The following is a 17,614-nucleotide window of genomic DNA, read 5'->3' as shown; positions in this document are numbered from 1 at the left end:
AATTGACGACCTCGTGAGAATGGCGCTGGCAGGCTTTGACGCCGGTCGTAGTCGCCCAAGCTGCTGTGGCTGACAGGTGTGGCGGCAATATCACATGAAATCTTGGTAAGATTGAATGCCGTCTCAGACGGCACGGGAATACGAAAAAGCACTGCAGCGCAGGACGATTTCGTATCTATGCGGTCCTGGCGTCGACGCGTTCTTGTGTGCGTTTCGCAGGTGCGGGACTGTCATGGCGTTCCGCGCCCGGCTAGGATGAAATCGTAAGGTTCCGCAGAAAGCATCACCTTTGAACGAGTTGCAGAAGGCCTCCCGACTGTCCCGCCGCGAATCGGTTAATCCGGCTGCGCGGTGGCGGCTTTATCTGCCCGGCGGAGGGTGGATGTGACACAGCGAGTTCCGGCGATCGCCATGCGGCGGTCTGTTGGCTCTGCGTCCTGGACGCGGCGGGCGGTGCGCTGGCTCGGCGCGCTGTGCCTTGCCGCCAGTTCGGGCGCCTGCGTGCTGACTCAGGATCTGCCGGATCCCGCGCTGGATGTCCCCGCGCAATACAAATACGCCGGCAAGGCGGACGCGCCGCCGACGCTGGATTGGTGGCGCGGCTTCCGCTCGGCGGAGCTGACGCAACTGATGGAAGAGGCGCAGACCGTCAACCTCGATATCGCCGCCGCCGTCGCGCGCATCGTCCAGGCCGATGCCCAGGCGCGGCAGGCCGGCGCGGCGCTGCTGCCGAGCCTGTCGGGGAGCGGTTCCGAAACCTACTCGCGCACTTCAGGATCGAGCTCGTCGGGCCTCACCAATGGCGGCCGCGAGGTCGTCAATTATTCGGCCTCGCTCAGCGCCAGCTACCAGCTCGATTTCTGGGGCCAGAATCGCGATGCGCTGCAGACCGCGGAAGAGACCGCCAATGCCAACCGCTTCGATCGCGACGTCGTCGCGCTGACGACACTCTCCGCCGTCGCCAACGCCTATTTCCAGGTGCTGGCCTCGCAGGATCGTATCAGGACCTCACAGCGCAACATCGCGAGCGCGCAGCGCATCCTCGATGCCGTCCGCGAGCGCCGCAAGGCCGGCACCGGCACCGACCTCGACGTCGCCCAGCAGGAGAGCGTGCTCGCCAACCAGAAGGCGCTGGTGCCGCCGCTGCGCCAGACGCTCGACCAGAACGTCAACGCGCTCGCCGTGCTGGTGTCGCGGCCGCCCGAGAGCGTCCGCGTGCTCGGCGGCTCGCTGAACACGGTCGCCATTCCGCGCGTGACGCCCGGCCTGCCGTCGGAGATCCTGACGCAGCGGCCGGATATCCGCCGGCAGGAGGCGCAGCTCGCCTCCGCCACGGCGAACATAGGCAATGCCCGCGCGCAGTTCTTCCCGACCATCCAGCTCACCGGCAATGGCGGCTATCAGAGCGCGGCGCTGGTGTCGCTGTTCCAGCCGCATGCGGCGTTCTTCCAGCTCGTCGGCAGCGCGACGCAACCGATCTTCGACGGCGGCAAGATCCTCGGCAATTTCGAATTCGCCAAGGCGCGGCAGGACGAGTTGCTGCAGACCTACCGCAAGACCATCATCCAGTCCTTTGCCGACGTCGACAACGCGCTGTTCTCGATCAAGCAGACCACGATCAAGCTGCAATTACAGCGCGATGTCGTCACCGCCTCGCGGCGCGCCTTCGATCTCGCCGAGCAGCAATTGCGCGCCGGCACCGCCGACATCGTGACCGTGCTCAACACCCAACTGACCCTGTTCTCGGCGGAAGATGCGCTGTCGCAGGCCCAACTCGCACGGCTTCTCGCCATCGTCAGCCTGTATCAGGCGCTCGGCGGCGGCTGGGAGCCGCGCATGGAGAAACCGGTCAATGCTCTTTAAGCCGGATGGCAAGGATGATGCGAAGCAGGGAGGCGCGACGAGGTCGCGCGGCCGCGGCTTCGTCATGACCCTGATCACGCTCGCGATCCTCGGCGGCCTCGGCTATTACGGCTGGACCGTCTGGCATCAACAGCCGCAGCAGGCGAACGGCCGCAACCAGCGGCCCGATCTGCCGGTCCCGGTGCTGGCGGCGACGCCGCGCATTCAGGATGTTCCTGTTTATCTCGACGGCGTCGGCGCGATCCGCGCGCTCAACACCGTGACCGTGCGCTCTCAGGTCGACGGCAAGCTGATTGCCGTGAAATTCACCGAAGGCCAGGACGTCAAGAAGGGCGACGTGCTCGGCGAGATCGATCCGGCGCTCTACCAGGCGACGTATGACCAGGCCGTCGCCAAGAAGGCGCAGGACGAGGCCCAGCTCGCCAACCAGCGCATCGATCTCACGCGCTACGAGCAACTCGCTGCCTCCAACGCCGGCTCCAAGCAGCAGGCCGACACGCAGCGCGCGCTGGTCGCGCAGACCGAGGCACTGGTCAAGGCCGACCAGGCCTCGATCGACAACGCGGCGGCGACGCTGAGCTACACCAGGATCGTCGCGCCGATCTCCGGCCGCGCCGGCCTGCGCCAGGTCGACCAGGGCAACATCATCCACGCCTCGGACACCACGGGTCTGGTGGTGATCACGCAGTTGCAGCCGATCGCGGTGTGGTTCAGCCTGCCGCAGCAGCAGATCATGCGCGTCAACGCGGCGGCGGCGAAGGGCACGCTCGCCGTCGACGTGTTCGGCAATGACGGCATCACGGTGATCGACACCGGCAAGCTCACCGGCATCGACAACCAGGTCGACCAGACCACGGGCACGCTCAAGCTCAAGGCCGAATTCCCCAACGCCAATTACCAGCTTTGGCCGGGCCAGTTCGTCAATGTCCGCCTCAAGGTCGAGACCCTGATGCAGGCGCTGGTGGTGCCGACGTCGGCGGTGCAGCGCGGACCGATCGGCACCTTCAGTTATGTCATCGGTGAGGACAACGTCGTCTCGGCCAAGCCCGTGACGGTGACGCAGCAGAACGAGCATGATGCGGTCATCGCCAGCGGCCTGGCGGCGAACGACAGGGTCGTCACCACGGGCTTTGCGAATCTGTCCGACGGCTCCAAGGTGGTCGTCGGCCGCGACGACCAGACCCCGTCGGCCGATCTCGCACCGCGCAAGCGGGCGCGCGCGCCGGATGGCCAGAAGAAGGACGGTCAGGCCAAGGATACTCAAAAGGATAGTCAAAAGGACGGCGAGCCTCGCGCCAAGCGCAGCAGCACTGAAGGCGACCAGAAGGGGCAGACCGGGCCGGCACCGGGACCTGCACGAAGTCCTGGGGCACCGGGATCTGGAGCCAAGCAGCCATGATCCCGACAACGGCCGCCTGAGCGGCAGGCGAAACTCATGGGCGTCTCCGAACCCTTCATCCGCCGCCCGATCGCGACCTCGCTGCTCGGCATCGCGCTTCTGATCGGCGGGCTGCTGGGCTATTTCTCGCTGCCGGTCTCGGCGCTGCCGCAGGTCGACTTCCCGACCGTGCAGGTGACGACGCAGCTTCCGGGCGCCAGCCCCGACGTGATCGCCTCGCTGATCACCGCGCCGCTGGAGCGGCAGCTCGGGCAGATCCCGTCGCTTTCGGCGATGAACTCGACGAGCTCGTTCGGCGTCAGCCAGATCTCGCTCCAGTTCGACCTCAACCGCGACATCGACGGCGCCACCCAGGACGTGCAGGCCGCGATCAATGCGGCCGCCGGCGTGCTGCCGAAGACGCTGCCTTATCCGCCGACCTACGCCAAGGTGAACCCGGCCGACGCGCCGGTGATGACGCTGGCGCTGCGCTCCGACACGATCTCGTTGCGGGCGATGAGCGACATCGCCGATACGCTGCTGGCGCAGCGGCTGAGCCAGATCTCCGGGGTCGGGCGCGTCTCCGTGCTCGGCGGGCTGAAGCCGGCCGTGCGCATCCAGGCGGACCTCGCGCGGCTCGCCGCCTATGGCATCGCCATGGAGGATCTGCGCACCGCGATCGCCAACGCCAACGTCTCCGGGCCGAAGGGCTCGCTCGACGGCGCGCAGCAGGCCTACATCATCGCCGCCAACGACCAGATCGCCGCAGCCGACGCCTACAAGCCGATCATCATCGCCTACCGCAACGGCTCGCCGGTCACGATCGCCGACGTCGCGCAGATCGTCGACGGCCTCGAGAACGACCGCACCGGCGGCTGGTACCAGGGCACGCCGGCCGTCATCATCGACATCCAGCGCCAGCCCGGCGCCAATGTCATCGACGTCGTCAGCCAGATCCGCGCCGAGATCCCGAAGGTCCAGCGCGCCATTCCGGCCGGCGTCAACCTCACCATCGTCTCCGACCGCACCGTCACCATCCGCGCCTCGGTCCACGACGTGCAGTTCACGCTGATCCTCAGCGTCGTGCTGGTGACGCTGGTGGTGCTGCTGTTCCTGCGCTCGCTGCGGGCCACGCTGATCGCCGGCGTGGCGCTGCCGCTGTCGCTGATCACCAGCTTCGGCATCATGTATTTCGCCGGCTTTAGCCTCGACAATCTGTCGCTGATGGCGCTCACCATCGGCACCGGTTTCGTCGTCGACGACGCCATCGTCATGATCGAGAACATCGTCCGTCACATGGAGAACGGCGACAGCGCGATGGAGGCATCGCTGAAGGGCGCCAGCGAAATCGGCTTCACCGTGATCTCGCTGACGGTGTCGCTGATCGCGGTCTTCATCCCGCTCCTGTTCATGTCGGGCCTCGTCGGGCGGATGTTCCGCGAATTCGCGCTGACGCTGACCATTGCGGTCGTGACCTCGGCCGTGATCTCGCTGACGCTGACGCCGATGATGTGCTCGCGCCTGCTCAGGCACGCGCACGAGGAGTTCGCGGTGCCGGGATTGGCTGCCGTCAGCCGCTTCATCGACCGCACCGTCGAGTTCTACCACCGGACGCTGTTGTGGGTGCTGGAACGCCAGCGCGCCACGCTGCTCGTGACCTTCGCCACGCTGGTCGCAACCCTTGTTCTCTATGTCGTCGCGCCAAAGGGCTTCCTGCCGCTTCAGGACACCGCCTCGATCACGGCGGTGACGGAGGCGGGCCCCGACGTGTCGTTTGCGGAGATGCAGAAGCGGCAGACCGAGGTCGCCGACGCCATCAAGGCCGACCCTGATGTGACCGGCGTGGTCTCGGTGATCGGGGCGGGCTCGGTCAACCCGACCACCAATGTCGGCCGGCTCGTCATGTCGCTGAAGCCGCGCGGCGAGCGGCGCGATGACGTCAGCGCGGTGGTGATCCGGCTGAAGCAGCGGGTATCCGGCATCCCCGGAATGACCGTCTACTTCCAGCCGGTGCAGGACGTGCAGATCTCGACCCAGTCGAGCCGCTCGCAATACCAGTACACGCTGACCGGCACCGATGCAGCCCTGGTGTCGGAATGGGCCCGCAAGCTGGTGGCGGAGATGCGGCGCGATCCCTTGTTCCGCGACGTCTCCTCGGAGGCACAGGAAGGCGGCCTGCGGGCGCAGCTCGATGTCGACCGTACCCGCGCCGGACAGCTCGGCGTCAGCCTGCAGGCCATCACCGATACGCTGAACGACGCCTTCGCGCAGCGCCAGATCTCGACCATCTACGGCCAGGCCAACCAGTACCGCGTGGTGCTGGAGGCGCTGCCGATGTACCAGCGGGATCCCTCGATCCTGTCGAAGCTGTATCTGCCGGGCGGTGCGAGCGCCACCGCCGGCGCGCCGAATGCGCAGGTGCCGCTGTCGGCCGTGGCGACACTGAAGCGCACCACCGCGCCGCTGGCGATCTCTCACCAGGCGCAATTCCCGGCGATCTCGCTCAGCTTCAACCTGGCGCCGGGCGCAGCGCTCGGCGACGCTGTCGAGGCGGTCAAGACCATCGAGGCCCGCATCGAAATGCCCAACAGCATCCTCGGCGTCTATTCCGGCGACGCCGCCGAATTCGCCAAGGCGCTCGCGGGACAACCCTGGCTGCTGCTCGCCGCCGTGATCACGATCTACATCGTGCTCGGCGTGCTCTATGAGAGCTACATCCACCCGATCACGATCCTCTCGACGCTGCCCTCGGCCGGCGTCGGCGCCATCCTGGCACTGATGCTGTGCGGGCAGGACCTCTCGGTGATCGGCCTGATCGGCATCATCCTGCTGATGGGCATCGTCAAGAAGAACGCGATCATGATGATCGACTTCGCGCTGGAAGCCGAGCGCGGGAAGGGCATGTCGCCGCAGGAGGCGATCGTGCAGGCGTGCCTGTTGCGCTTCCGCCCGATCATGATGACGACGCTGGCCGCGCTGTTCGGCGCGCTGCCGCTCGCAATCGAAAGCGGCACCGGCGCGGAGCTGCGTTTCCCGCTCGGCATCTCCATCATCGGCGGCCTGCTGCTGAGCCAGCTGCTGACGCTCTACACGACACCCGTGATCTACCTCGCGCTCGACCGCATCAACCGCCGCCTCGAACGCGCGCTGCCGCCGGTCGAGCCCGGGGGCCCGCCGGTCGCCGGCGCCACCGAGGGGATGCAGTGATGGCATCGATCTCGGAGCCCTTCATCCGCAGGCCGGTGGCGACCACGCTGCTGTCGATCGGGTTGTTCCTGCTGGGTGTCGTGGCCTACGAGTTCCTCCCCGTCGCCTCAGTCCCGAACGTGGACTTCCCGGCCATTTTCGTTTCCGCGAGCCGCCCTGGAGCCGACCCGTCCGTGATGGCGGCCACGGTGGCCTCGCCATTGGAGCGGCGGCTCGGCGAGATCTCGGGCATCAACCAGATCACCTCGACCTCGTCGCTGGGCACGACCAACATCCAGCTTCAGTTCGACATCGGACGCAACATCGACAAGGCCGCCCGCGACGTGCAGGCGGCGATCAATGCAGCGATGGTCGACCTGCCGAGCGACCTGCCGACCCTGCCGCGCTTCCGCAAGGCCAACTCGGCCGGCGCGCCGGTCTTCGTGCTGGCGCTGACCTCAAAGACGCTGTCCGCGAGCGCGATCTACGATGTCGCCGATACCGTGGTGGCTCAGCGCATCTCGCAGGTCCCCGGCGTCGGCAACGTCACGATCAGCGGCGCGGACCAGCCAGCGGTGCGGATCCAGCTCAATCCCGTAGCGCTGTCGAACGCGGGCATCGCCACCGACGACGTGCGGACCGCGATCGTCAACGCCAACCCGCTCGGTCCCGTCGGCATCTTCAACGGCGAGCGCCAGAGCGAGACGCTGTCGTTGAACAGGCAGATGCGCACGGCGAAAGAGTTCCGCGACATCGTCATCAAGAGCTCGAATGGCAGTTTCCTGCGGCTGTCCGACGTCGCCGATATCGAGGACGGCGTGCGCAATGCCCGTTCGATCGCGTGGTTCAACAAGCAGCCGGCGGTTCTGATCCAGATCACCAAGCAGGGCGACGCCAACGTGATCGACACCGTCGACCGGGTGAAGGCGCTGATCCCCGAGTTGAAGCAGTGGATTCCGGCCGGCGTGGACGTCTCCACCCTGGTCGACCGCACCAGCACGATCCGCGCCAGCGTGATGGACATGCAGTGGACGCTGCTGGCGACCGCCATCCTGGTGATGGTCGTCGTGTTCGTGTTCCTGCGGCGGCTCACGCCGACGATCGCCGCCGGCATTTCGGTGCCGCTGGCGCTGGCCGGCACCTGCGCCGGCATGTGGGTCGCGGGCTTCTCGATCGACAATCTGTCGCTGATGGCGCTGGCGATCTCGGTCGGGTTCGTGGTCGACGACGCCATCGTCATGATCGAGAACATGTACCGCAATCTCGAGCACGGCATGCGGCCGCTCCAGGCGGCGCTGGAGGGAGCCCGGCAAATCGGCTTCACCGTGGTCTCGATCAGTTTGTCACTGGTCGCGGCCTTCACGCCGCTGATATTCATGGACGGCATCGTCGGCCGGCTGCTGCGCGAGTTCTCGCTGACGCTGACCTTCGCGATCGTGGTCTCGACCCTGGTGTCGCTGACGGTGACGCCGATGATCTGCGCCCATTACATCAGGCAGGCCACGTCCGGTACGGCGACGCTGTTCGATCGCGTCATCGAGGGCTCGCTGTCGCGCATCGTCGCGTTCTACGCCCGCACCCTGCGCACCGTGCTGGAATTTCCGCTGCTGACGCTATTGGTGTTCTTCGCCACCATCGGCCTGACGGTGACGCTCTACATCAAGGTCCCCAAGGGTTATTTCCCGACCGACGATTCCGGCTTCGTCATCGGCGCGACGCGGGCCTCGGCGGATATCTCGTTCCAGTCTATGCTCAGTCTTCAGCAGCGGCTCGCCGACATCGTGATGCAGGATCCGGCGGTGGCCGGCATCGGTTCGACGGTCGGCGGCGGAGGCGGGCCGGGGGGCGCGACCTCGAACCGCGGCACCATGTTCATCAGCCTGAAGCCGCCGGAGGAGCGCGATCACGTCTCCACCCAGGTCGTGATCGATCGGCTGCGGCGCGCGCTGTTCCCCGTGCCCGGCATCCGCCTCTTCATGTTCGCCGCCCAGGACGTGCGCGCCGGCGGGCGGCAAAGCGATTCCGACTACCAGTACACGCTCTCCAGCACCGACCTCGGCCTGCTGCAGAAATGGGCGCCGATCGTGGCCAAGCGCCTGGAGAGCGTCGAGGGCATCACCGACATCTCCAGCGACCGCGACCCCGGCGGACTTCAACTGACTTTGGCGATCGACCGCCAGAAGGCGTCGGCGCTGGGCGTGCGCGTTCAGGACATCGACAACGCGCTGAACAACGCGTTTTCTCAACGCCAGGTCTCGATCATCTACACCCAGCGCAACCAGTACATGACGGTGCTCGAGATCGACCCGAAATTCCAGGTCGATCCCTCCAATCTCGACCGCATCTATGTCGCCGGCGCGGGCGGCGTGCAGGTGCCGCTGTCGGCCGTGGTGCGCGTGACGCGCGGGCTTGCCGCGCTCGCGGTCTATCATTCGCAGTCGTTCCCCTCGACCACTGTGTCGTTCAACCTGCTGCCTGACGTGCCGCTCCAGACCGCGACCCAGAACGTCCAGCGCGCTGTCGAGGAATTGCACATGCCGGAGGGCATCCGCGGCAGTTTTGACGGCAATGCCGGCGATTTCGCCAAGACCAGCGGCCGCCAGCCGCTGCTGATCCTCGGCGCGCTGGTGGCGATGTATATCGTGCTCGGGGTGCTCTATGAGAGCCTTGCGCATCCGCTGACGATCATCTCGACGCTGCCCTCGGCCGGCCTTGGCGCGTTGCTCGCCTTGCAGATCACCAACACGCCGCTGACGGTGATCGCCTTCGTCGGCATCATTCTGTTGATCGGCATCGTCAAGAAGAACGGCATCATGATGGTCGACTTCGCGCTCGATGCCGAACGCCAGCGCGGCCTGTCCTCGGCGGAAGCGATTTTCGAGGCCTGCCAGGCGCGTTTCCGTCCGATCCTGATGACGACCATGGCGGCGCTGTTCGCCGGCATTCCGCTCGTGATCGCGACCGGCCCCGGCACGGAGCTGCGCCGACCGCTCGGCATCACCATCATCGGCGGCCTGTTCGTCTCGCAGATCCTGACGCTCTACACCACGCCCGTGATCTACCTGCTGATCGACCGCCTGCGCCGCCGCTCCGAGCCGCGGCCGCTCGCCGCGCCGGCGGAATAGGTTGTTGAACCGCCGTCCAAAGCGTATAGCGGCGACCATGTCGAACCCCACCGCCGCCGCGCCGGCCGATCCGATCCCCGAATGCCCGCACTGCCAGAAGCCGATGCCGCTGTGCATCTGCGACAGCGTCACGCCCGTCGAGAACCGCCTCGGGCTCCTGATCCTCCAGCATCCGCAGGAGCAGGACAGGGCGCTCGGCACCGCGCGGCTGCTGGCCCGGCATTTCGCCAAGGCGACGTTGCGGGTCGGCCTGTCCTGGCCGAGCCTGTCCAAGGCGCTGGGCCAGCCGATCGAGAACGCCTCGCACTGGGCCGTGCTCTATCTCGGCTCGGCGCGCGCCGCCGACCTCGAGGCTGAAGGCGAGATCGTGGCGCTCAACCGCAAGGGTGAGGTCGCGGACAACCAGCGCGCGCTCCTCGGCAAGCTCGAAGGCGTGGTTCTGCTCGACGGCACCTGGAGCCAGGCCAAGGCGCTGTGGTGGCGCAATCCCTGGATGCTGAAATGCCAGCGCGTGATCCTCAACCCGGCGCATCCCTCGCGCTACGGGCGCCTGCGCAAGGAGCCGCGCAAGGACGGGCTCTCCACCATCGAGGCCGCCGCGACGATCCTGGCCAGTCTCGAGAAGCGCCCCGACATCGCGCAGACCCTGAACGCCAGTTTTGAACGGATGCTAACCCGTTACCGCGAAGTCCAGGCCGAAATGCCGGAACTGGCGCCGAAACCGCCGGTGAAGGACCGTCGCCGCGGCGTCCGGCGAGGCAAGAAGCGCGCCTGACTTCGGCCCACATCAGCCCTACGGTTGATTGCCCCGCCCGGGGCGGGCCGATAGAGAGCGTCGACCAAAACACCCGCGATCTGCTATCCTTTCGCGGTATCGGAATGCCGGAAGTGGAATGGGCAGTCGAATTCAGCTCGCTGTGAATGAAATCCTTGCACAGGCGACGCGGCCCGATCGGTGGGGCACGCTCGCGCTGATGGACATCTCGCTGCGCTACCGGCGCACCGTGATCGGCCCGCTCTGGATCACGCTGACATTGGCTGCGACGATCGCCAGTGTCGGCACGGTCTATGCGACCCTGTTCAAGCAGGACATTGCCGGCTTCCTGCCGCTGTTCGCGGTCGGCCTGACGGTCTGGACCCTGATCGCAACCACGCTGCAGGAGGGCTCCAGCATCTTCGTGGCCTCCGGCCACCTGATCAAGGCGGTGCCGGCGCCGCTGATCGTGCACGTCCTGCAGATGATCGCGCGCAACGTCCTGATCTTTGCGCATCATCTGGTGATCGTGATCCTGCTCTATGTCGTGATGCCATGGCCGCTGCACTGGGACATGCTGCTTGCGGTGCCCGGCTTTGCGATCCTGCTCGTCGTTCTCCTCGGCGGCTCGGTCGCGCTCGGCATGCTCTGCGCGCGCTTCCGCGACATCGGATCGGCCATCGTCAGCGGCCTGCAATTCATCTTCTTCCTGACGCCGATCATCTGGACCGAGGACGCCGTGCGCGGCACCGCATTTCACTGGCTGATCCGCGCCAATCCATTCGCGACCCTGCTCGATCTCGTGCGCAGGCCGCTGCTGTCGCAGCCGACCGACGCGGAGCAATGGCTGCTCGGGGTCGTCTATGCGGCGGTCGCTTGTGCCATCGGCCTTGGCTGCTACGCGCGGTACCGCCACCGCGTGGCGTACTGGCTGTGAGGCGCGCATGAGCCCTGCTGCCCACATCGTCCTGCGCAACGTCTCGGTGACGTTTCCGGTGCTGTCGTTCCGCGACCGCTCGCTGCGCAGCCGGTTCGTCAGCGCGGTGACGCGGCGGCGGAAGGCGGCGGTCCCGCACATCATCAGCGCCCTGAACGACGTCAGCCTCGACATCCGCGCGGGCGACCGCCTCGCCATCATCGGCGGCAATGGCGCCGGCAAGACCACCTTGCTGCGCGTTCTCGCCGGGATCTACCATCCGACCACGGGCAGCGTCGACGTGCTCGGCCGCTGCCTGTCGCTGTTCGATCTGTCGGCCGGCATCGACGAGGAAGCGACCGGTTACGAGAACATCATGCGGCGCGGGCTCGTGATCGGCGCGCGGCGCGCCGAGATCGAGGCGCGGCGGGCGGAAATCGCCGAGTTCACCGAGCTCGGCGACCGACTCGACCTGCCGCTGCGCACCTATTCCAGCGGCATGATGCTGCGCCTGATCTTCGCCGTTGCGACCGCGGTCGAGGGCGAGATCGTGCTGCTCGACGAATGGATCGGCGTCGGCGACCAGCAGTTCCGGAAAAAGGCGCGGGAGCGGCTCGACCAGATCGTTGCACGCGCCGGCATCCTGGTGCTGGCCTCGCACGACGTCGATCTGATCAGGAGCACCTGCAACCGGGCGATCCTGCTGCAGGAGGGACGTATTGCCGCGGCCGGCGCGATCGAGGACGTCCTCCAGCGCTATCTCGCCGGCACAGGGCCGGCGGGTTGATCGCCAGCGTATCATTTCTGTCAACAAAGCCGACTACAGAACCGTCACGCAGTAAACGGTGCGCATGCGGCGCGTCGTATCGAGTGGTGGGGCCAGATGGCTGACGCGGTTGGAACGCACTTCTTTCCGGAGATTGCGGCGGGCGGGTTCTCGCGCGTCGACGGCACGGTTCAGTTCTGGCAGCGGGTCGGCGCCCTGATCGGCCCTCAGTCCGTCGTGCTGGATTTCGGTGCCGGGCGCGGGGCCAAGCAGAGCGAGGACCTCGTCTCGTACCGGCGCGGCCTGTTGTCGCTGAAGGGGCGGGTGCGCGAGCTCATCGGGGTGGACGTCGATCCCGTGGTCATGACCAACGAGGCGCTCGACCGCGCGTTCGTGATTACCCCCGACGGCGAGCTTCCGATCCCCGATCAGTCCATCGACGTCGTCGTCTCGGATTTCGTGTTCGAGCACATCCAGGATCCCGGCAGGGCGGCGCGCGAGCTCGACCGCGTGCTCAAGCCCGGCGGCTGGATCTGCGCGCGCACGCCAAATCGCCACGGATATATCGCGCTCGGCAACCGCCTGATCCCGGACAGCCTGCATGCCCGCATCATTCGCTCGGCCCAGGACGCGCGCGAGGAGAAGGACGTCTTTCCAGCCGTGTACCGCCTGAACTCGACGAGCGCCTTCAAGCAGCACTTTCCGGCCTCCCGGTACGACCTCTACGTCATTCCGTGGGACGCGGAGCCGGCCTATTATTTCGGATCGAAGCTGTTCTATTCGCTGTTCCTGGCGATCCAGCACTGCACGCCGGCGCCGTTCAAGACGGTGCTGATGGCGTTCATCCACAAACGTCCCGTGGCGTGACCCCGCGCGGTCCCCGCGGGCGCTGAAATCAGACGAAGGCGGTTGCCTAAAGCCTTCATCCCCTATAATGCTCCGCCCTTACGGGGCCACGTGGCGGAGTGGTTACGCAACGGTCTGCAAAACCGTGTACACCAGTTCAATTCTGGTCGTGGCCTCCATCACAATCCTCTGATATTCCAGCATAATTTGGCGCCGCCGGGAGTTTCGCGGAGCGCGCGGACGCGGCTTGCCGCATGTCCGCCACCGGGTTTGCCCGGGGCTTGCCGGAAACCTCCGATTCAGGCTCGCTGGCATAGAGTTCGCATCTGCGAAGTGATGCAGTCCCCATCCCCCGAGCGCTGGAGAGCACGTGGGCGACATCGTCCGATTTGTTCCGAAATCCGAGCTGGAGCGGGCTCGCCTCATTCGCGAGGCCCGTGCGATCTATGACAGCATCTTTCCGCCTAGCGAGCCTGACCGGGCGCCGCAGGACGGCGAGGAGCGCGTCAAGACCTGATCGTGCCGGCGCCGGCGAAGGGCAATGGCAGAAGTTGAACCGCCCGCGAGGCGGGCGGATGCGTTCACGGTGAAGCGGGCTCAGCAGGCCGCGTACCAGCCGTCCGGAAACGGCAGCAGAGGCCAGGCGCCCTCGTTGTCATTGGCGGCCTTGGGCGCCGCGACGAAGCTCCACGAGCGGGGCACGAAATTCTCCTCCGGCGCGAACGCCAGATCGTCATGGACCAGATCTTCGCAGACCATGGCGTCCTGAACGGCATCCAGCAGCAAATTGAATTCGGCTTCGCTCATCACACCCTCCGGAACGCGGATGGCGCAATGTCGCAAAGCCGGTTTGTTTCCCGATTGAGCCGATCGTTTGCATTTTAACGATCCGGCGATCGGGTCCCGTTTGGTTAGCGATCCCTAAAGAGTCCCAGGAAATCCCGGATGGAACCCTAGTCAGGCGGAACCGGCGGCCGTGTGAATGAGATCACATTCCCAGCGGTTTATTTCTCCTAACCCCTTCGTACACCGGCCAATGGAGGCCGGGCGGGCAGGGCAGACGGGAGAGCGGTCATGAAGGCAAGGTTCTTGCGTTTTGCGGGTGTGAAGAGCCGGGCGCGCCGCGCCTCGACGGTCGGGCTGTTCCTGACGCTGTTTGCCTCCGCCGCTCATGCCCAAGGTACAGCCGATCAGCGCCGGGCCTGCACGCCCGATGTCTACCGGCTCTGCGCCGGCGAAATCCCCAATGTCCGCGCCATCACCGCCTGCCTGCGCCGTAACAGGTCAAGCTTGAGCGAGGCTTGCCGCAGCGTGTTCGACCACGCTGGCGGCTGACATGGCGGGTCTGTGGGTTTGTGCGCAGCAAGTGGCTCGCGCGGGCTCGCGAATCCGGCATAGTCGGCCTGTGGATATGCTGCGGACAGGCTGTGGAAGACGAGTATCTGTTTCGAATGCCGGTCGTAGATCTGTCAGACGTCGTCACATCTTTGTCAAAAGTGCTCATCAAATGATTCGTGGACGATGCGGATCATGGCGTGGCGTGGGACTATTTGGTTTCTCCGAATTCGGAATCGCGCGCTGAGGCATCTCTCATGCCGAACAGTTTTTGGGCAGCCGCCTGCCCAAATGACGGGCTCCCTCCATCCAATTTTTTGTACGCCCGCGGACAAGCTTTCCGGTCCGCTCTCCAACCTAGGCTCGCCTCCGAGATCTGGAACATGGCCAATGCCATGACAATCGAAGGAGATGGAGAGACGGGTATTTCCGCAGGCGCAGCGGGGGATGTCGCGCGCATTGCCATGGCGCAAGGCCGCGCTCGGTGCCGCCGTCGTTTTGCGGACGCTGGCAGCCGCGCCCCTGAGCGCCCAGGCCGCCGCGCCCGCCGCCTGCGCCGCGCTCCAGAGCAAATATCCGGACTGGAAGGGCAAGACGCTCGTCAACGCCATCAACCCGCACACGCCGGGCTACGAGACGATCGATCCGAAGGACCCCAGCAAATATATCGGCTTCGACATCGATCTCGGTGAAGCCATCGGCGAATGCCTCGGCTTCAAGCTGACCTACAAGCCGGTGACGTTCGCGGCGCTGCTGACCACGCTCGCCGCGGGCCAGGCCGACATCGTCATCTCCGACATCTACGCCACCAAGGAGCGCGCCAAGGCGGCCGACTTCATCGCCTACTCGAAGGTGTTCGACGGCGTGCTGGTCGCCAAGGGCAACCCGAAAGGCATCAACGGCATCAACATGTCGAGGTGCCGCTGATCCAGGCCTTGATCCCGGAGTGCAAGAAGGCCGGCAAACCCGAGCCGACCGTCCAGCTCTACGACAACAACGCCAACTGCATCCAGGCGATCCTCGCCGGCCGCGCCGACACCTATGTCAATGACGTCAACACCGTCGACAGCGCGGTGAAGGCCTATCCGGACAAGCTGGAGAAGGCGATCGCGGTGACGATCCCGTATTCGGTCGGCATCGCGGTGCCCAAGGACAAGCCGAAATTCCGTGATGCCGTGCTCGCCGCGCTGATCGAGGTGCAGAAGGCCGGCACGCACATGGAGCTTCTGAAGAAGCACGGGCTCGACGTGAACAACTTCAAGGAGCCTGACATTCTGACGGCCGACTGATGTCGCTGTTCTTCCATTATCTCAGCATGCCCTATCTGCTCGAGGGCATCGAGCTTACCCTCGAGGTGACTGCCCTCGGGCTCGGCGGCGGATTGATCCTCGGATTGATCCTCGCCGGCATGCAGCTCTCGCGCTTCTGGGTCCTGGCGGCGATCGCCAGGGCCTACACCGTGATCTTTCGCGGCACGCCGCTGATCCTGCAGATGGTGTTCGCCTACGACGCGCTGCCGCATATCGGCATCAAGCTGCCGGCGGTGCTGGCCGCCGGCCTCGCGCTCGCCTGCAACGAGGCGCCGTTCATCGCCGAGATGCTGCGCGCCGGCGTGCTCGGCGTCGATCGCGGGCAGGTGACGGCAGGGCATGCGCTCGGCATGACGCCGCGGATCCTGATGTGGCGTGTGATCGCGCCGCAGGCGGCCGGTCAGAGGGGCGTATCGCGATCGTCACGAAACGTGGGGTGGGCTGCGGTGGACGCTAGTCACATCGGCGCGATGGGCATCGCAGGGCGGGCAACCGTGAGCGACAGCCGGCGCGCACACGATCGGTGTGATCTGCGTACGGCAAAATCGTGTGGTCCTGGCGCCCGCAGGCTGGCGCCAAGTCTTGTGGTGATGTGGCGGCCCGACCGGGTTCGCGCATCAGCCATCTGCAAGGCGACGGGGGCAATAGTGCATCGCTCCCCGGGGAGAGCACGGCATAAGCCGTCAAACCACTGCGCAGGGAAGGCCGGATGTTTGGCTTCACCTGTATGCCGCTGTGCAGCCTCTTGTAGCGCAACCTTCGCACAGTGGACCGCGGGTGTCAGCCGGCACCCGGTCTTCCCTACGCCCTCTGACATCTGAGGGTGTCGCGATGAAGCAAGGCTCGGGCAAATCTAGCCGCGAGGGCGCGAAGGCATGCCCGCGCGCTGCGCGGCCTGCGGCATCCGCAGGCAACAAACGCCGCCGATCTATGAATGCCCATTCATTGCTGCGGAGAATTCGAATCGCTATGAAACCGGCACGTTGCGCGTCTCGCGTCGCGCAACGAGCCGGAGCGCTGATCGAGGGCGTGTTGAACCTCTCGATCGCACTCCGGACGGACCTTCGAGGCAACGCCTTGTGTTGCCGCGGCGCCTGCGCCGATCGACGTCAGGCGCCGGAGCCTGTTTCGATCGGGAGAATTTCAACATGAAGTCTTTTCTGTCTGCACTGTTCGCGATCGGTCTCGCGGTCGCCGCTACGCCCTCGTTCGCTGCTGACTCCCGCAATGTCACCGTCGTCAACGAGACCGGTTATGCCATCAAGTTCCTGGGCTTCAACGCGCCGGACGACGGCCTGGACGAATGGGACAACGAGCTCGACAAGGTCTTGCAGAACCAGGCGAGCACCTATGTCGAGTTCGACGAGGACGACGAGGGCTGTGTCTGGAACATCCGCGTCGACTGGCAGAACTATGACGAGTCCGTGCTCTGGAAGAACGTCAACCTCTGCAAGTTCACCGCGCTTCGGCTGCGCTACGATTCCGGCACCAAGACCACTTCGTTCGTCGCCGAATAGTTTGACCTGACGCGAGGCCCGGGGAGGGGCCGCCGGACCCTTCCCGGGCGCGTTGCGGACGATGACGAATTCGTCCTTTGCAAGCGCAAGCGGCTTTGTTATACGCAGCCGCGCGCGGACGTCGGTTCGCTGCTTTCCTCGGTAGCTCAGCGGTAGAGCATCCGACTGTTAATCGGATGGTCGCTGGTTCGAATCCAGCCCGGGGAGCCAAATTCAACAATAAATTGAGTGACTTGACGCGACGTCCTGATGTGACGCGCGATGCCGCTCAGGCGGTCTCTCAGGGCGGACCGATCCCGAATCTTCCGCAGAATCGCGTTCAAGCAGATGTGTGCGGCAGTACCGCCGCGGTCATCGGGGCGGCGCCAAATCGACGTAATTCGAATCAAGCTTTGCGGGGCCGGACCCATATGGAGCTGATTTCCCATGCCCGACATCCAGATCGACCGTGCCCACCTGGCTCCCTCGATTCTGCCGGCGGACCTTCCCGATCTCAGCGACGATGAGTGCGTCGCCTGTCTGGCGCGTGCGGTCGAGACGCCCGATTCGGCGCGCCTGGACGAGGTCGCGGCCCTGATCGGCCGCCTCGCGGTGACGATCGAATAGTCCATCGCCCCC

12 protein-coding genes, 2 tRNA genes and 3 pseudogenes are annotated in these 17,614 nt (G+C 65.7%); 16 read left to right on the top strand and 1 reads right to left on the bottom strand.

Features of this window, described 5'->3' with window-relative positions; genetic code table 11:
• Positions 1-411: 411 nt before the first annotated feature.
• The 10 genes and pseudogenes from F8237_RS33710 to F8237_RS36555 all read left to right on the top strand — a co-directional run bounded on the left by F8237_RS33710 (position 412) and on the right by F8237_RS36555 (position 13,351).
• Complete coding sequence (locus F8237_RS33710; RefSeq protein WP_244626045.1) at positions 412-1,863, top strand: efflux transporter outer membrane subunit; 1,452 nt, start codon at positions 412-414, stop codon at positions 1,861-1,863.
• Positions 1,853-3,262 carry an efflux RND transporter periplasmic adaptor subunit gene (locus F8237_RS33705; protein WP_151650317.1) on the top strand — a complete coding sequence of 470 codons (1,410 nt, stop codon included), beginning with the start codon at positions 1,853-1,855 and terminating at the stop codon, positions 3,260-3,262. The genes F8237_RS33710 and F8237_RS33705 overlap by 11 nt, the downstream gene beginning before the upstream one ends.
• Positions 3,263-3,298: 36 nt before the next feature.
• Positions 3,299-6,448 (top strand): efflux RND transporter permease subunit, encoded by a 3,150-nt coding sequence (locus tag F8237_RS33700; RefSeq protein ID WP_151650316.1) that lies wholly within the window; start codon positions 3,299-3,301, stop codon positions 6,446-6,448.
• Positions 6,448-9,552, top strand: coding sequence for an efflux RND transporter permease subunit (locus F8237_RS33695; protein WP_151650315.1), 3,105 nt, complete (start codon positions 6,448-6,450; stop codon positions 9,550-9,552). Before F8237_RS33700 ends, F8237_RS33695 begins: the two co-directional genes overlap by 1 nt.
• A gap of 37 nt (positions 9,553-9,589) precedes the next feature.
• Positions 9,590-10,327 carry a tRNA-uridine aminocarboxypropyltransferase gene (locus tag F8237_RS33690; protein WP_151650314.1) on the top strand — a complete coding sequence of 246 codons (738 nt, stop codon included), beginning with the start codon at positions 9,590-9,592 and terminating at the stop codon, positions 10,325-10,327.
• Between the two features lie 118 nt (positions 10,328-10,445).
• On the top strand, positions 10,446-11,243 hold the full coding sequence (locus F8237_RS33685; protein ID WP_151650313.1) for an ABC transporter permease: 798 nt from the start codon (positions 10,446-10,448) through the stop codon (positions 11,241-11,243).
• A gap of 163 nt (positions 11,244-11,406) precedes the next feature.
• Positions 11,407-12,009 (top strand): annotated as a pseudogene (locus F8237_RS33680) (ABC transporter ATP-binding protein); the annotation flags it as partial.
• Positions 12,010-12,105: 96 nt separating this feature from the next.
• The gene (locus tag F8237_RS33675; RefSeq protein ID WP_151650311.1) at positions 12,106-12,855 is read left to right on the top strand and encodes a class I SAM-dependent methyltransferase; all 750 of its coding nucleotides are present in this window, start codon (positions 12,106-12,108) and stop codon (positions 12,853-12,855) included.
• A gap of 84 nt (positions 12,856-12,939) precedes the next feature.
• A tRNA-Cys gene (locus F8237_RS33670) sits at positions 12,940-13,013 on the top strand.
• Between the two features lie 191 nt (positions 13,014-13,204).
• Positions 13,205-13,351 (top strand): hypothetical protein, encoded by a 147-nt coding sequence (locus F8237_RS36555; protein WP_167527506.1) that lies wholly within the window; start codon positions 13,205-13,207, stop codon positions 13,349-13,351.
• Between the two features lie 80 nt (positions 13,352-13,431).
• Here F8237_RS36555 and F8237_RS33665 read toward each other — a convergent pair whose 3' ends face one another.
• Positions 13,432-13,641 (bottom strand): hypothetical protein, encoded by a 210-nt coding sequence (locus F8237_RS33665; RefSeq protein ID WP_151650310.1) that lies wholly within the window; start codon positions 13,639-13,641, stop codon positions 13,432-13,434.
• 267 nt (positions 13,642-13,908) lie between these two features.
• Here F8237_RS33665 and F8237_RS33660 point away from each other — a divergent pair, with 267 nt between their 5' ends.
• The 6 genes and pseudogenes from F8237_RS33660 (at position 13,909) to F8237_RS33635 (ending at position 17,602) form a co-directional block, all read left to right on the top strand.
• A complete protein-coding gene (locus tag F8237_RS33660; RefSeq protein ID WP_151650309.1) occupies positions 13,909-14,169 on the top strand; it encodes a hypothetical protein in 261 nt (86 codons plus the stop codon).
• A gap of 411 nt (positions 14,170-14,580) precedes the next feature.
• Positions 14,581-15,458: pseudogene (locus F8237_RS33655) on the top strand (ABC transporter substrate-binding protein).
• Positions 15,458-15,874, top strand: a pseudogene (locus F8237_RS33650) (ABC transporter permease subunit); the annotation flags it as partial. The pseudogenes F8237_RS33655 and F8237_RS33650, both read left to right, overlap by 1 nt.
• Before the next feature lie 753 nt (positions 15,875-16,627).
• Positions 16,628-16,996: a hypothetical protein gene (locus tag F8237_RS33645; RefSeq protein ID WP_151650308.1), complete on the top strand. Its 369-nt coding sequence runs from the start codon at positions 16,628-16,630 to the stop codon at positions 16,994-16,996.
• 135 nt (positions 16,997-17,131) lie between these two features.
• Positions 17,132-17,206 (top strand) — tRNA-Asn (locus F8237_RS33640).
• 216 nt (positions 17,207-17,422) lie between these two features.
• On the top strand, positions 17,423-17,602 hold the full coding sequence (locus F8237_RS33635; RefSeq protein WP_151650307.1) for a hypothetical protein: 180 nt from the start codon (positions 17,423-17,425) through the stop codon (positions 17,600-17,602).
• The last annotated feature ends 12 nt before the right edge of the window (positions 17,603-17,614 follow it).

The organism is Bradyrhizobium betae, assembly GCF_008932115.1.
Classification (GTDB): domain Bacteria; phylum Pseudomonadota; class Alphaproteobacteria; order Rhizobiales; family Xanthobacteraceae; genus Bradyrhizobium; species Bradyrhizobium betae.
The sequence above is the reverse complement of the archived record's forward strand: the minus strand, read 5'-3'. Positions and strand labels throughout refer to the sequence as shown.